At 69.3% G+C, this 13,542-nt stretch carries 15 protein-coding genes; 6 read left to right on the plus strand and 9 right to left on the minus strand.

Annotation, left to right across the window (positions count from 1 at the left end; translation table 11 throughout):
* Positions 1 to 5 precede the first annotated feature (5 nt).
* The 4 genes from ACYVBN_RS10285 to ACYVBN_RS10300 are packed head-to-tail and all read right to left on the minus strand — an operon-like array spanning position 6 to position 4,215.
* Complete coding sequence (locus ACYVBN_RS10285; RefSeq protein ID WP_460600430.1) at positions 6 to 842, minus strand: ABC transporter permease; 837 nt, start codon at positions 840 to 842, stop codon at positions 6 to 8.
* The gene (locus tag ACYVBN_RS10290) at positions 839 to 1,744 is read right to left on the minus strand and encodes an ABC transporter permease (protein ID WP_460600431.1); all 906 of its coding nucleotides are present in this window, start codon (positions 1,742 to 1,744) and stop codon (positions 839 to 841) included. Before ACYVBN_RS10290 ends, ACYVBN_RS10285 begins: the two co-directional genes overlap by 4 nt.
* A gap of 34 nt (positions 1,745 to 1,778) precedes the next feature.
* Positions 1,779 to 3,044 carry a polyamine ABC transporter substrate-binding protein gene (locus ACYVBN_RS10295; RefSeq protein WP_460600432.1) on the minus strand — a complete coding sequence of 422 codons (1,266 nt, stop codon included), beginning with the start codon at positions 3,042 to 3,044 and terminating at the stop codon, positions 1,779 to 1,781.
* Entirely contained in the window at positions 3,031 to 4,215 is a 1,185-nt protein-coding gene (locus ACYVBN_RS10300) for an ABC transporter ATP-binding protein (RefSeq protein WP_460600433.1), read from the minus strand. The genes ACYVBN_RS10295 and ACYVBN_RS10300 overlap by 14 nt, the downstream gene beginning before the upstream one ends.
* Positions 4,216 to 4,402: 187 nt before the next feature.
* On the opposite strand from ACYVBN_RS10300, the gene ACYVBN_RS10305 reads away from it, so the two are divergent.
* The gene (locus tag ACYVBN_RS10305) at positions 4,403 to 5,758 is read left to right on the plus strand and encodes an NAD(P)/FAD-dependent oxidoreductase (protein WP_460600434.1); all 1,356 of its coding nucleotides are present in this window, start codon (positions 4,403 to 4,405) and stop codon (positions 5,756 to 5,758) included.
* Positions 5,759 to 5,776: 18 nt separating this feature from the next.
* Positions 5,777 to 7,468, plus strand: a complete 1,692-nt coding sequence (locus ACYVBN_RS10310; protein ID WP_460600435.1) for an amidase — start codon at positions 5,777 to 5,779, stop codon at positions 7,466 to 7,468.
* Positions 7,469 to 7,489: 21 nt separating this feature from the next.
* On the opposite strand, the gene ACYVBN_RS10315 is transcribed toward ACYVBN_RS10310, so the two are convergent.
* Together ACYVBN_RS10315 and ACYVBN_RS10320 are read right to left on the minus strand one after the other, a co-directional pair.
* The gene (locus ACYVBN_RS10315; protein ID WP_460600436.1) at positions 7,490 to 7,954 is read right to left on the minus strand and encodes a hypothetical protein; all 465 of its coding nucleotides are present in this window, start codon (positions 7,952 to 7,954) and stop codon (positions 7,490 to 7,492) included.
* A 31-nt stretch (positions 7,955 to 7,985) separates the two neighbouring features.
* Positions 7,986 to 8,768 (minus strand): DUF1206 domain-containing protein, encoded by a 783-nt coding sequence (locus ACYVBN_RS10320; RefSeq protein ID WP_440283318.1) that lies wholly within the window; start codon positions 8,766 to 8,768, stop codon positions 7,986 to 7,988.
* Positions 8,769 to 8,850: 82 nt separating this feature from the next.
* Between ACYVBN_RS10320 and ACYVBN_RS10325 the strand changes: the two genes are divergently transcribed.
* Entirely contained in the window at positions 8,851 to 9,051 is a 201-nt protein-coding gene (locus tag ACYVBN_RS10325; RefSeq protein ID WP_440283317.1) for a hypothetical protein, read from the plus strand.
* A gap of 318 nt (positions 9,052 to 9,369) precedes the next feature.
* On the opposite strand, the gene ilvA is transcribed toward ACYVBN_RS10325, so the two are convergent.
* Positions 9,370 to 10,665 (minus strand): threonine ammonia-lyase IlvA, encoded by a 1,296-nt coding sequence (gene ilvA, locus ACYVBN_RS10330; protein WP_460600437.1) that lies wholly within the window; start codon positions 10,663 to 10,665, stop codon positions 9,370 to 9,372.
* On the opposite strand from ilvA, the gene ACYVBN_RS10335 reads away from it, so the two are divergent.
* From ACYVBN_RS10335 to ACYVBN_RS10345, 3 genes are all read left to right on the plus strand, one after another.
* Entirely contained in the window at positions 10,655 to 11,125 is a 471-nt protein-coding gene (locus ACYVBN_RS10335) for a helix-turn-helix domain-containing protein (RefSeq protein WP_460600438.1), read from the plus strand. The genes ilvA and ACYVBN_RS10335 overlap by 11 nt on opposite strands.
* An 18-nt stretch (positions 11,126 to 11,143) precedes the next feature.
* The gene (locus ACYVBN_RS10340) at positions 11,144 to 11,266 is read left to right on the plus strand and encodes a hypothetical protein (protein WP_460600439.1); all 123 of its coding nucleotides are present in this window, start codon (positions 11,144 to 11,146) and stop codon (positions 11,264 to 11,266) included.
* Between the two features lie 78 nt (positions 11,267 to 11,344).
* Positions 11,345 to 12,052 (plus strand): NAD-dependent epimerase/dehydratase family protein, encoded by a 708-nt coding sequence (locus ACYVBN_RS10345; protein WP_460600440.1) that lies wholly within the window; start codon positions 11,345 to 11,347, stop codon positions 12,050 to 12,052.
* A gap of 238 nt (positions 12,053 to 12,290) precedes the next feature.
* Here ACYVBN_RS10345 and ACYVBN_RS10350 read toward each other — a convergent pair whose 3' ends face one another.
* A complete protein-coding gene (locus ACYVBN_RS10350) occupies positions 12,291 to 13,055 on the minus strand; it encodes a response regulator transcription factor (protein ID WP_460600441.1) in 765 nt (254 codons plus the stop codon).
* 54 nt (positions 13,056 to 13,109) lie between these two features.
* Positions 13,110 to 13,523 carry a response regulator transcription factor gene (locus ACYVBN_RS10355; protein ID WP_460600442.1) on the minus strand — a complete coding sequence of 138 codons (414 nt, stop codon included), beginning with the start codon at positions 13,521 to 13,523 and terminating at the stop codon, positions 13,110 to 13,112.
* Between the last annotated feature and the right edge of the window lie 19 nt (positions 13,524 to 13,542).

Here is a 13,542-nt window from a genome sequence, read left to right on the forward strand (position 1 = left end):
CCTGCTCAGTCCTTCTTCCGGCGCCCGGCCAGGATGCTGTATGCCGCCAGGATCAGCCCGAAGAGGAAGATGAGCGTCCCCATCACGTTGACCTGGGCCGGGATGCCGAGGCGCGACGAGCCGTAGACCCACAGCGGGAACGTCACCGTCTGACCGGCGTTGAAGCTCGTCGTGACGAAGTCGTCGATCGACAGCGCGAAGGACAGGAGCGCGCCGGCCAGGATGCCCGGCATGATCATCGGCAGGGTCACCTTGCGGAACGCGACGGCCGGTGTCGCACCCAGATCGAGCGCCGCCTCCTTGAGCGACCCGTCCAGTCCGGCGACCCGCGCCTGCACGGTCACCGCCACGAACGGGATGCAGAACATGATGTGCGCCAACAAGATCGTGACGTAACCACGCGGGATGTTCAGCGTCAGGAACAGCGACAGCAGCGACGTACCCAGCACCAGCTCCGGTGTCGCGATCTGCGCGAAGACGACCAGCGACAGCGGCCCTTTGCCGCGGAAGCGGTAGCGCCCCAGCGCCATACCGAGCGCGCCGCCGATGGCCACCGACACGATCGTGACGATGACGGCGATGGTGAGGGAGTTGATCAGCGCGTCGGTCAGCCCGCCGATCGCGAAGAGCTCCTTGTACCACCGAAAAGTGAAGCCCTGGAAGGTGATGTTGTAACGGCCCTTGGTGTTGTTGAAGCCGAACAGGATCATCACGAAGATCGGCAGGCACAAATAGGCCAGGACGGCCCACGTGTAGACCGGCAGAATGTAATAGGTCCACTTCCGCTTCGGCTTGCGCCGGGCCGGCCGGGTCGCGACCGGCGCCTCCTTGAGCATCGTCATAGCGCCGCCGCCTCCATCACGTCCTTGGTGCCCAGTGCCCGGGCGTAGGCGAAGATGCCGATCAGCAACGCGCCCATCAGCGTGAACGACAGCGCCGATGCGGCCGCGTAGTCGTTGTTGGTGAGGTAGAGGGTGTAGATGACGTTGCCGATCATGGTGGTCTTGGCGCCACCCAGCAGCTGGGCGTTGACGAAGTCGGACGCGACCGGGACGAACGTCATCAGCACGCCGGCGAAGATGCCGGGAATGGTGAGCGGCAGCACCACCCGCAACAACGCCTGGAACTTGCTGGCGTAGAGGTCGTTGGCCGCCTCCATCAGCCGCGGGTCCAGCCGTTCGATCGAGACATACAGCGGCAAGACCATGAACGGCAGGTAGTTGTAGGTCAATCCACAGATCACCGCCACCGGCGTGGCCAGCAGGTGGAAGTCGGAGCCGACCAGGTGCAGGTCCTTCAGCGTGCCGAGCACGAAGCCGTTGTCGGCCAGGATGAACTGCCACTGCAGGGTGCGGATCACGAACGACACGAAGAACGGCAACAGGATGATCAGCAGGTAGGTCGACTTGTGCCGGCCGCCGCGCATCGCGATCCAGTAGGCCATCGGGTACGCCAGCGCGATGGTCAGCAGCGTGACGATCAACGCGTAGACGATCGACCGGATGAACTGGTCGTGGTAGAGGCTGATCGTGTGCCAGTAGGTCGCGACGTGGAACGTCTGCGTGAAGCCGTGGATGAAGTCGCCGGTCATCAGCGACAGCGACAGCAGATAGATCATCGGTATGACGAAGAAGATCGCCAGCCACAGGCCGCCCGGCAGAGCCAGCCAGTAACCGGTGAACCGGCCCAGCCGACGACGCAGCGGGCTCAGCTGCACGTCCTCCTCGGTCGTCGCGCTGCTCATCGCACCGCCTCCGGGCAGGAGCGCCGGTGTGCGATCACGACTCGTAGACCGGCTCGAAGATCTGGTTCCATACCGGCACCTCCTCCGGCGTCAACGTGGCATAGCGATAGAGCTTGGACTCCATCTCCTTGGTCGGGAAGACCAGCGGGCTGTCGGCGATCTGCAGCAGCGACTCGCGGTCGTCCTTGCTGGTAGCGGCCTTGGCGTCGGCGAGGATGTACTTCTTCGCAGTCGGCACCGGCGTGAAGTAGTTGACGTATTCGGCGATCATCGCGGCGATCTGCGGCTGGTAGACGAAGTCGATCAGCTCCATCGCCGACACCGGATTGTGCGAATACCGCGGGATGCACAGGTTGTCGGTCCACACGACCGCTCCCTGCTCCGGCACGACGAACTTCAGGTCCAGGCCCGGCGTGGATGCATTGGCCTGGAAGATGTCGCCGGACCACGCCATGGTGACCCACAGGTCACCCTTGGACAGCGGCGAGATGTAGTCCTGCTGGTAGTAGGCCCGCACGAACCCCTCGTCGCGCTGCTGGGTCAGCTTCTTGGCCGCCCGCCGCCAGTCGTCCTCGGTCGACTTGGCGGGGTCCACCCCGATGCCGACGAGGGCGAAGTTGGGCAGATCCTGGTTGTCGGCGAACATGCCGACCTTGCCCTTGAACGCCGGGTCGAAGAGATCGTCGAAACTGGTGATCGGCCGCTTGACGTACTTGGGGTTGTAGGCGATGCCGGTGATGCCCGACTGCCACGGCACGGTGTATTTGTTCCCCGGGTCGAAGGTCGGGTTCTGTGCGGTCTTGTCGGCATACTTGAAGAAGTTCGGCATCCGCGAATGATCAAGCGGGATCAGGTAATTCAGCTCCCGCATCTGCGTCAGGTAGATGCCGTTGGTGAGCACCATCAGGTCGTAACCGGTGGCCTGCCCGGACGCCAGCACCGGCCGGATGGTGCCGACGAAGGAGTCCATGTCCTGGATGACCTCCTCGTACTTCACCTTGATGCCGGTCTTCTTGGTGAACTCCACCAGCGAGGGGTGCACGGTCTTGCCGTTGACCTTGCCCACGTCGATGTAGAGCGGCCACTGCGCCCAGTCGAGGAACCTGCTCGGCTTCTTGTCGCTCCAGTAGTCGCCGGGTATGGCGCTCGCGCGCGCCCCGGGCACCGAGCAACCGGCGACCACACCGGCACCGGCGAGCAGGGCGGCCGCCTGCAACAGGTCACGGCGGCTGAACCGGCGCTGGGTCAGGCCGCGCAGGGCCGCGGGTCCGGGATCGCGTGTCGGCTCAACCGGCGTCATCCGCGGCACCTCCCTCGTCCGCCACGGCACCGACCAGGTGCAGCGAGTGCAGCGGTCGCCAGCTGAGCCAGACGGTGTCGCCGCGTCGCGCCGTGGCGTCCGCGGTCGAGCCGTTCTGCTCCAGCACGGTCAGCGTCTCACCGCCGTTGAGACGCACCTCGTAGGTGTTGGAGGTGCCCAGGTAGACCATCTCCGAGACCGTCCCCTGCACCATGCACCGACGGTCACCGGTGGTCGGTTCGTCGTGCGAGAGCACGATCTTCTCCGGCCGGACGCTGATCGTGATGCGTTCGCCGACGGCTGCGTCGCCGGTCGGCACCAGCACCCGGCCGTCGGCGCCGGCATCGATCAGCGCGATGCCGTCGTCATACGCGGTGACGGTGCCCTCCATGATGTTGGAGGTGCCGAGAAAGCCTGCCACGAAACGAGTCCGGGGCCGTTCGTAGAGCTCCTGCGGGCTGCCGACCTGCTCGATCAGGCCGGCGTTCATCACCACGAGGCGGTCACTCATCGTCAGCGCTTCCCCCTGGTCGTGGGTGACGAAGACGAAGGTGATGCCGACTTCGCGCTGAATGCGCTTGAGCTCCACCTGCATCGCCTGCCGCAACTTGAGATCGAGTGCAGCCAGCGGCTCGTCGAGCAGCAGCGCACTGGGCCGGTTGACGAGCGCGCGGGCCAGCGCGACCCGCTGCTGCTGGCCGCCGGACAACTGCTGCGGCCGCCGGTTGCCGCGTTCGCCGAGGCCGACGATCTCGAGCATCTCGCCGACCCGGGTGCGCACCTCGGCCTTGTCGATCCGCTTGCGCTCCAGGCCGAACGCGACGTTCTGCTCGACGGTCATGTGCGGGAAGAGCGCGTAGCTCTGGAACACGGTGTTGACGTCCCGCTTGTACGGCGGCACCCCGACCATGTTCTGGCCGTGCAGCAGGATCTCCCCCGCGGTGGGCTCCTCGAAGCCGGCGATCATCCGCAGGGTGGTGGTCTTGCCGCACCCGGAGGGCCCGAGGAGGCTGAAGAACTCGCCTTCCCCGATGGACAGGTCGAGCCGCTGCACCGCCTGGAAGGTCTCGCTCTTGGAGAAGAAGGTCTTCTCGACACCGCGCAGGTCGATGGCTGCGGTGCTCACCTCCGACGCCGTCTCGCGTTGCTGTTCATCGGCCTGACTGGTCATCCGTCGGCTCCCATCGGTCATGGGTGAAGCCACTGCGCTTCGGTGGGCAGCAACCCTAGCCTCAACAACGGTTCTCGTGAAGACTTGTTGAAATATTTGCTGATAGATGTCTCATCATTCGATTCTGCTTCGGAATTCGTCGTGAAACCTCTTGTCAGCCACGGACGCCATACGCCACCATCGTCGTATGACGGCACGGCCCCTGTGGTGGGACGGCATCGCCCCAGCCCACCGGCGCGCGCTCACCGACGACACGACGGTGGACGTCTGCATCGTCGGCGCCGGCTTCACCGGCCTGTGGTCGGCCTACTACCTGTTGCGGACCGACCCGTCGCTGTCGGTGCTGGTGGTCGACGCCGAGCACGCCGGCTTCGGCGCGAGCGGCCGCAACGGCGGGTGGGTGTCGGCGCTCTACCCGACACCACCGGAGCGGCTCGCCGCCGCACACGGTGACGCGGCCGCGCGGGCGCAGTATGCCGCGCTGCGCGACAGTGTCACCGAGGTCGGCCGGGTGGTCGAGGCCGAGGACATCGACTGCGCCTTCCACCACGGCGGCACAGTGGTGGCCGCGCGCAGCCGTGCCCAGCTCGCCCGTGCCGGCGACGAGGTGGCGCACGCGCAGCAATGGGGATTGCACACGCAGTTCCTGGAGCGCGGTCCGGCCCTCGAAAAGCTCCGGGCCGCAGGCACGTTGGGTGCCACCTACAACCCGCACTGCGCCCGCGTCCAGCCGCGCCGGCTGGTCGACGGCATCGCGGCCGCGGTGGAGCGGCTCGGCGGCCGGATCGCCGAGCAGACCTCCGTCACCTCCATCGAGCCCGGAGTCGCGCGCACCGCCGCCGGGCCGGTGATCCACGCCGGCAGCATCATCCGCGCCACCGAGGCGTGGGCCGCGCACCTGCCGGGATCGACCCGGGCCGTCGCGCCGGTCTACTCGCTGATCGTCGCGACGGAGCCGCTGACCGCCGCCCAGTGGGAGCAGATCGGCCTGGCCGACGCCGAGACGTTCAGCGAGCACCGGCACGTGATCGTCTACGGGCAGCGCACCGCCGACGACCGCCTGGTCTTCGGCGGGCGCGGTGCGCCATACCACTTCCGGTCCGGCATCCGGCCGGAGTTCGACGAGGACCCGAAGGTCTTCGAGGCGCTGAGATCCTCACTGCGACAGATGTTTCCGGTGCTGGACGGCGTGCGCTTCACCCATGCGTGGGGTGGCGCCCTGGGCATACCTCGCGACTGGCAGCCCAGTGTCGGCTATGACCCGGCGACCGGGCTGGGCTGGTCCGGCGGGTATGTCGGCGACGGCGTCGCGCTGAGCAATCTGGCCGGCCGGACCGTTGCGGAGCTGGTCACCGGCCGGCGCACCGAGATCGCCGACCTGCCGTGGGTGCAGCATCATTCGCGCGGCTGGGAGCCGGAGCCGCTGCGGTGGCTGGGCATCAACGCCGGGTTGCAGGTGGCGTCCTGGGCGGACCACGAAGAACGGCTGACGGACCGGCCCGCCAGACTGGGCAGGCTGTTGTCGTTCCTCACCGGCCACTGAACACCCAGGAGAAGCACCATGATCGATGTCGTCGAGCGCTCCATCAGCGACCTGCGCGCCGCGCTCGAGTCGGGCGGGACAACGGCCGTCGAGCTGGTCGACGCCTACCTGGCGCGCATCGCGGCGTATGACGGACCGGACACCGAGACGGCGCTGAACGCGGTCGTCGTGCCCAACCCGGCGGCGCGGGCGGAGGCCGAGGCGTCGGACGCGCGGCGAGCGCGCGGCGAGACGCTGGGGCCGCTGGACGGCATCCCCTACACCGCCAAGGACAGCTACCTGGTGCAGGGCCTGACCGCGGCGGCGGGCAGCCCGGCGTTCGCCGAGCTGGTGGCGCAGCACGACGCCTTCACCATCGAGCGGTTGCGCGCCGCAGGCGCGATCTGCCTGGGGCTGACCAACATGCCGCCGATGGCCAACGGCGGGATGCAGCGCGGCCTCTACGGCCGGGCCGAGAGCCCCTACAACGCGGACTACCTGACGGCACCCTTCGCCTCCGGGTCCTCCAACGGGTCGGGCACCGCGACCGCAGCCAGCTTCGCGGCGTTCGGGCTGGGCGAGGAGACCTGGTCCAGCGGCCGGGGACCGGCCTCCCACAACGGGTTGTGCGCCTACACCCCTTCCCGCGGGGTGATCTCGGTCCGTGGCAACTGGCCGCTGGTGCCCACCATGGACGTCGTCGTGCCGCACACCCGGACCATGGCCGACCTGCTGGAGGTGCTGGACGTCATCGTCGCCGACGACACGCAGACGCGCGGTGACTTCTGGCGGGTGCAGCAGCGGGTGCCGATCCCGGCCTCGTCGACGGTCCGCCCGCCGTCCTATCCCGCACTGGGACAGGACGTTTCGCTGTCCGGCATACGGCTCGGCATACCGCGGATGTACGTCAACGCCGACCCCGACGCCGGCACCGGGACGACGATCGGCGGCCCTACCGGCGAGCGCATCGAGACCCGCCCGTCGGTCATCGCGCTCTGGGAGGCGGCCCGGGCCGACCTGGAGGCGGCCGGCGCGGAGGTCGTCGAGGTCGACTTCCCGGCGGTGTCCAACTACGAAGGCGACCGGGCCGGCGCGCCGACCATCGCCACCCGCGGCTTGGTGGCCCAAGACTTCCTCGACGAGGAGATCAACGGCCTGTCCGCGTGGGCCTGGGAGGACTTCCTGGCCGCGAACGGCGACCCGGCCCTGTCCTCCCTGGCGGCCGTCGACGGCGCGACGATCTTCCCGCAGCCGCCGGGCGTGCTCGACCGCTACACCGGCTTCCCCGACGACATCGCCACCTACCCCGACTGGGTGCGTAACCACCCCGGCGCCACGCTGGACGACCTGCCGACGATCCCGGACGGGCTGGCCGGTCTGGAGCGCACCCGGCAGGTCGACCTGGAGGACTGGATGTCCGCGAATCGCCTTGACGCGGTGCTGTTTCCGGCGGTCGCCGACGTCGGGCCCGCGGACAGCGACGTCAACCCGGCCTCGGCCGACCTCGCCTGGCGCAACGGCACCTGGGTCGCCAACGGCAACCTGGTGATCCGGCATCTCGGCATACCGACGGTCACCGTGCCGCTGGGCGTCATGGCCGACATCGGCATGCCGGTCGGGCTCACGTTCGCGGGCCGGGCGTATGACGACAACGCCCTGCTGCGCCTGGGCGTGGCGTTCGAGGCGCTCGGCTCCCGGCGCATCGCGCCACCGCGGACGCCGCGGTTGTGAGGTGACGGCGTCGCGAATCTGTCAGCGGCTGCGGCGCCCCGGTCGCCGCGCCGCCCGGGCGACGCGGCGGTCGTTGAACTCCTGGGCGTTGACCGTGATCCACAGACACGCACCCGCGACCGGTACCTCGGCGACCGCCGCAAGTCCGATGGCCTGGATCCGCTCGGCCGTCGTCGCCGACGTCACCACGTCGAACCACGCGTCGATGATCAGCGCAGCAGCCGTCGCGGCCGACAGCGCGGGCAGCCATCTGCCACCGCGCAGCGCCGCGAACGCGGTGCCGCCCAGCACCAGGATCAGGCCGATGTCGAAGCCGGTCCAGGCGATGTCGTAGTGCGCCGCTGTCGCGCGCGCCGGCAGCGTCCAGGCGAGATAGACCGTCCACGGGATCAGCAGCACCGCACCACCGCCCAGCACCAGTGCAGCGGTCCAGACGATTCGCGGAACGCCTTGCGACGGTGGGCGATCCGGGTCGTATGCCGCCATGCGGGCATCCTCGTCCGCCGCCCGGGAGCGTTCAGATGCGGGCATACCGTGCCCGGCCGAACAGGTAGACCCCGAAGCACGCGAGGCCGAGGCCCATCAACGTCAGCAGCAGCTGGCCGGCCACCGCGTGCCCCAGCGTGGAGAGCGCGCCGTCCAGGCCCTTGGCGTCGGAGGACCGATGGCGCACCGCCGCCACCACGAAAAGCACGCCGACGATGCCGAGTGCGACGCCCTTGGCGGCATACCCGATGCGACCGATCCAGATGATCACCGTGCCTGGATGCTCGCGCAGATCCTCGACGAAGCGGGTCCGCGCCCCCTTGTAGACGTGGTAGGCACCGACGCCGACGATGACCAGGCCGATGATCGCGACCAGCCACCGACCGCCCTGGTGTTTCATCACCGTGGCAGTGAAGTCCGTGGACTTGGAAGAGCTCGACTTGCCGTGATCGCGGACGAAGGAGAGCGACGTCCAGGCCATGGCCAGATAGACCACGGCGAGCGCGACGGCGCCGATGCGGTCCGTGACGCCGTGCTGGAACACGGCCCGGCTCAGCTGCCACAGCGCGAGCGCGACGAAGCCCACCACGAACACGATCAGCAACGCCTTGCCGGCCGGGTTCTGGGCCAGTGTCGCGAGCGCCCCGGACTGGTCCGGTGACTTGCTCGACCGATGGAAGGCGACGCGCACCGCCAGAAAAGCGATCAGCAGGTGCAGCACCCCACTCGCGACGAACCCGGCTCGGGCGCCGATGTCGAGCGCGGTGCTGTTCTTGACCTGCCGGGCACCGTCCCGGGCATCGCAAATGTCCACGACGCAACCCAACCACCCGCGGATCCGATGCACCACACGCCGCGGACGGTTCGTCCGCCACCGCAATTAACCGGTTAGGAGTGTGCGCCGCTGGGTACGGTCCGTTTCCCAACACCCTCAGATTGCGGAGGCAACCATGATCGTGCTCGGCATCGTCCTCATCATCCTCGGCCTACTCGTCGCCAGCCTTAAAGTGCTGCTGTGGATCGGCATCGTGCTGCTGATCGTCGGCCTCGTCCTCAACCTGATCCCGATCGGCGGCTCCCGGCGCCGGGTCTATTAGCCCGGCCGCCGTCCACGGCCGGCCCAGCGCAGTGCCACGGCGGGCAGTGCCACGGCGCGCGCCACCTTGAGCTGCTGGCCCGCGGTGTCCGGCGACACCATCTCGCCGACACCGTCCCGGCAGGCACCATCTCGGCGACACCGTCCCGGCATCGACGCCGCTGCGCAGGCAGCGCGTCGGTGCCGGTGATGCTGTGCGGGCCCCCGCCCCGCCCACAACCAGCAACTGTCGCCGGCCCACACGCCAGAAACGCCCCGCGCGCGCATGCCGCCGTCGCGGACAAGGATTCGCCGTCAGCCGCAGGTGCGGGGCGATGTGTCAGATCAGGTAGCGCAGCATCGGGCTGTCCAGCGGGATCGGCTCGACCACCAGCGGCGACGCCTCGGCGCGCGCCAGCAGCGCGTCGTAGGAGGAGGGGTCGCCGAGTTCGACACCGACCATCGCCGGGCCGAACTCACGGTTGTTGCGTTTGACGTATTCGAAGAACGTGATGTCGTCGTCCGGGCCGAGGATGTCCTGCAGGAAGCGGCGCAGCGCGCCGGGTTCCTGCGGGAAGTCGACCAGAAAGTAGTGCTTGCGGCCCTCGTGCACCAGGGCACGTTCGATGACCTCGGCATACCGGCTGACGTCGTTGTTGCCACCGGACAGGACGGCGACGACGGTCGCGTCGGCGGCGATGCCGCGCCGGTCCAGGTCGGCCATCGCCATCGCACCGGACGGTTCGGCGATGATGCCGTCGACCTGATAGAGGCGCAGCATCTCCTGGCAGATGGCACCGGTCTCGACGGTGACGACCTCGACACCGGCCCGGCGGATGATCTCGAACGGGTGGTCGCCGATCTTGCGCACCGCGGTCCCGTCCGCGAAGGTGTCGATCTCGCCCAGGTCCAGCGGCTGGTCCGCGTCGAGCGCCGCCCGGAGGCTGGCCGCACCGACCGGTTCGACGGCGACGACCCGGCAACGGTCCGCGCCGAACTCCGGTGGTGCGTCGGCGAGCGCCAGCAACGCGCCGGCCAGCAGGCCGCCGCCACCGACGGGCACCAGGAGTATGTCGGGGGCGCGACCCAGGTCCTGCAGGATCTCCCGGGTGACGGTGCCCTGGCCGGCGATCACCCGCGGGTCGTCGAAGGCCGGCGCGAGGGTGGCGCCGGTCCGGGACGCGTCGAGGACGGCGGCCTTGGCCGCATCGTCATACGTGTCGCCGTGCAGGATGAGCCGGACCTGCTCGCCGCCGAGGGACGCGACGCGGTCCCGCTTCTGTCGCGGTGTGTTGCGCGGCAGGTAGATGCGAGCGTTGACGCCCAGCTCGGCGCAGGCGAGGGCGACACCTTGTGCGTGATTGCCGGCGCTCGCGCAGACGACGCCCTGCTCCCGCTCCTGGTCGCTGAGTCCCCGGATCAGGTTGACCGCGCCGCGGATCTTGTAGGAACGCACCGGCTGCAGGTCCTCGCGTTTCAGCAGCACCTGCGCACCGACCAGCGCACTGAGCCGGCCGTTGGGCTGCAACGGTGTCCGCACGGCGAACCCCTCGATGGCGGCTGCCGCGAGCGCGACGACACCGGCGTCCTCGGGCTGCTGGGATGCCTCCCGGCCGCGGTGTGCGGTGGCTGACACGCGCCTGCTGTCCCTTCGTCGACGACAAGACCTCGAGCAACGCCTCAATCTACGCACCGCCGTGGCGGTCGACCGGGCGCGTTCGCCGGATGGGACGGCGGGCGCGACACGTCCCCTGGGTCTGGGGCAAGGTCACGCCGCAGGAGGCGCTCGGGCGGCGGTCAGCGCCCCGTTCGAGGGTCGGATGCTGTATGCCGGGCTGCGCGCCCTCGCCATACCGCGGGAGCCGGTCGCCCGGCTCTGGCACGCGGCGACACTGCTGCGCGAGCACCGCGGCGACGGACACAACGCCGCTCTGGTGGCGGACGGCATCGGCGGCACCGAGGCGCACGTGCTGCATGCGCTCGCCCACGACATGGCGCCGGAGCAGTTCGGCCGGGTCCATCACCTGCCGAAGGCGCAGCTCGACGCCGTGGTCGCGGGCCTGCAACAGCGCGGAATCGTCGACGCCGCAAGGTGATTCACCGATTCCGGTCGCGTGCTGAAACAGCGGATCGAGGACGCCGCTGAGGAGCTGGCGGCTCCGGCATACGACGTGCTGAGCGCGGGCGAGCTCGACGAGCTGATCGACGGCCTCACCCTGATCGCCGCGGCTCTGTAGCGGCGCCGGTGGTGTGGGCGACCAACGCGCGGGGCGCGACCACGCCCCGGGAGGCTCGCCGTCGCTACCCTCGGGCACATGGCCCAGGGACTTCGCACGGTGGTGCTGACGGGTGCGGCGGGGCGGATCGGCACCGCCATCACGCCGTTGCTGCCCGCGGACTGGCAGGTGCACCGCACCGACCTGCGCACCGCCGACGGCATCGATGCGCTGAACGTCACCGATGCGGCGGCATGCCGGCGGACGTTCGAGGGTGCCGACGCCGTCGTTCACCTCGCCGGGGTGCCCGATCCGAGCGCCGACTGGCCGGCGCTGCTGCCGGCGAACGTCGTCGGCGCACACCAGGTCGCACAGGCCGCGGTCGACGCGGGGGTGCGCCGCCTGGTGCTGGCCAGCAGCGTGCAGGCGGTCGCCGCCCGGCCCGAGGGTCGGCAGGCCCGGGTCACCGACGCGCCGCGACCGCAGAACCTCTACGGCGTGACGAAGGCCTGGGCGGAATCCCTCGGTGCGTGGATCGGCGCCGCCACCGATGTGTCGGTGGTCGCGCTGCGGATCGGCTACTTCCACGAGTCCCGGCCCGACGAGGCCACGGCGGACCGGGAACGGACGGCCTGGCTGAGCCCCCGGGACGCGGCCGAGCTGGTGCGAGCGGCGGTGACGGCGGATGGCTTCGATTTCGTGGTGGCACATGGCATCTCGGCCAACCGATATCGCGCGGTCGATCTGCACGACACCATGCAGGCCATCGGCTACCACCCGGTCGACGACGCCTGGCAGAGCCGATGATCGACGACGCTTCGAGTATGCCGATCGCGCGCCATACAACGCGATGGGCATAGTCCAACCACCAGCCGGCTTCCCGAGTATGCCGATCGCGCGCCATACAACGCGATGGGCATAGTCCAACCACCAGCCAACTTCCCGAGTATGCCGATCGCGCGCCATACAACGCGATGGGCATAGTCCAGACGGCTCAGGACCCCGCGCTTGGCATAACCCGGACCACCGCCACCACCGGCCACCCCTAGGACGGCGGGGTGACCAACCGGTACCCGACACCGCGGACGGCCTGGATCCACCGACCGGGCCGTCGCGCGGCCAGTTTGCGGCGCAGATTGGCGATATGGGTGTCGACGGTGTGCGTGTCCCCCATCCAGTCGGTCTTCCAGACCAGCCGCACCAGCGTGTCCCGCTCCCACACCCGGCGGGACCGGCTCGCCAACACGGCGAGCAGCTCGAACTCGATCCGGGTCAGCTGCACCGGCTCACCCGCGACCCGCACCTCGCGTGACTCCATGTCGATGATCAGATCACCGACGTGCAGCACGTGCGTCGTGGCCGGGTGACCGTCGGAGGGTGCACCGATCCGCCGCGGCCGGCGGAACATCGCCGCGATCCGCGCCTGGAGTTCGCGCGGTGAGAAGGGTTTGACGACATAGTCGTCGGCGCCCATCTCCAGGCCGAGCAGTCGGTCGGTCTCGTGGCCACGCCCACTCACGATCACGATGTAGGTGTCGGTGAAGGTGCGCAGTGCGCGGCACACCTCGGTGCCGTGCAGGTCCGGCAGGCCGAGGTCCAGCAGCACCAGGTCGGGTGTCCGGTCCCGCGCCAGCTGCAGACCCTCGGCACCGCTGCCGGTCGAGGAGACGGTGAAGCCGGAGCTGCGCAGCAGCGACTCGATGAGCAGCCGGGTGTCGGCGTCGTCCTCGATGATCAGCGCCGTGCGGGTCGTCGCCGGCGCTGGTGCCGTGGTGCTCAGCGTGGTCGCCTCCTTCGACAAGACCGTCACCAGGATACGGAAGGCGCGCAGGCACAACGGCTTTCGGTCGTGGCCGGTTCCTTGTCAGTCGTCCAGCAGGGTGCGCGGACGGCGCAGCATGGCGGCGACCCGGGCCCGCAGCTCGCTGATCGCGAACGGCTTCAGCAGGTAGTCGTCGGCGCCGACGTCCAACCCGGTCAGCCGGTCGGTCTCCGCACCGCGCGCGGTGCAGATCACGATGTATGCGCTCGTCAGCGGCCGGATCGCCCGGCATACCGCCACCCCGTCCAGGTCGGGCAGCGAGAGGTCAAGCGTGATCAGGTCGAAGTGTCCGTGCGGCACGAGATCGACTGCCTCGCGGCCGGATCCGGTCGTGCGCACCTCGAGGCCGGCACCGGCCAGCGCGATCTCGAGCAGTCCCCGGATGTCCGGGTCGTCCTCCACCACGAGCGCGCGTCCCTGCAGCGGCGCGGGCCGCGGACTCGTCGTGTCAGTCATCGGCTCCACCGTAGAGCCC

Source organism: Flexivirga lutea (assembly GCF_054778955.1).

Coding starts and splice junctions, on each gene's coding strand:
- ACYVBN_RS10315 (WP_460600436.1), bottom strand. CDS start 7,954: ATGGCGGCATACGACCCGGATCGCCCACCGTCGCAAGGCGTTCCGCGA.
- ACYVBN_RS10290 (WP_460600431.1), bottom strand. CDS start 1,744: ATGAGCAGCGCGACGACCGAGGAGGACGTGCAGCTGAGCCCGCTGCGT.
- ACYVBN_RS10345 (WP_460600440.1), top strand. CDS start 11,345: ATGGCCCAGGGACTTCGCACGGTGGTGCTGACGGGTGCGGCGGGGCGG.
- ACYVBN_RS10300 (WP_460600433.1), bottom strand. CDS start 4,215: ATGACCAGTCAGGCCGATGAACAGCAACGCGAGACGGCGTCGGAGGTG.
- ACYVBN_RS10305 (WP_460600434.1), top strand. CDS start 4,403: ATGACGGCACGGCCCCTGTGGTGGGACGGCATCGCCCCAGCCCACCGG.
- ACYVBN_RS10285 (WP_460600430.1), bottom strand. CDS start 842: ATGACGATGCTCAAGGAGGCGCCGGTCGCGACCCGGCCGGCCCGGCGC.
- ACYVBN_RS10310 (WP_460600435.1), top strand. CDS start 5,777: ATGATCGATGTCGTCGAGCGCTCCATCAGCGACCTGCGCGCCGCGCTC.
- ACYVBN_RS10355 (WP_460600442.1), bottom strand. CDS start 13,523: ATGACTGACACGACGAGTCCGCGGCCCGCGCCGCTGCAGGGACGCGCG.
- ACYVBN_RS10295 (WP_460600432.1), bottom strand. CDS start 3,044: ATGACGCCGGTTGAGCCGACACGCGATCCCGGACCCGCGGCCCTGCGC.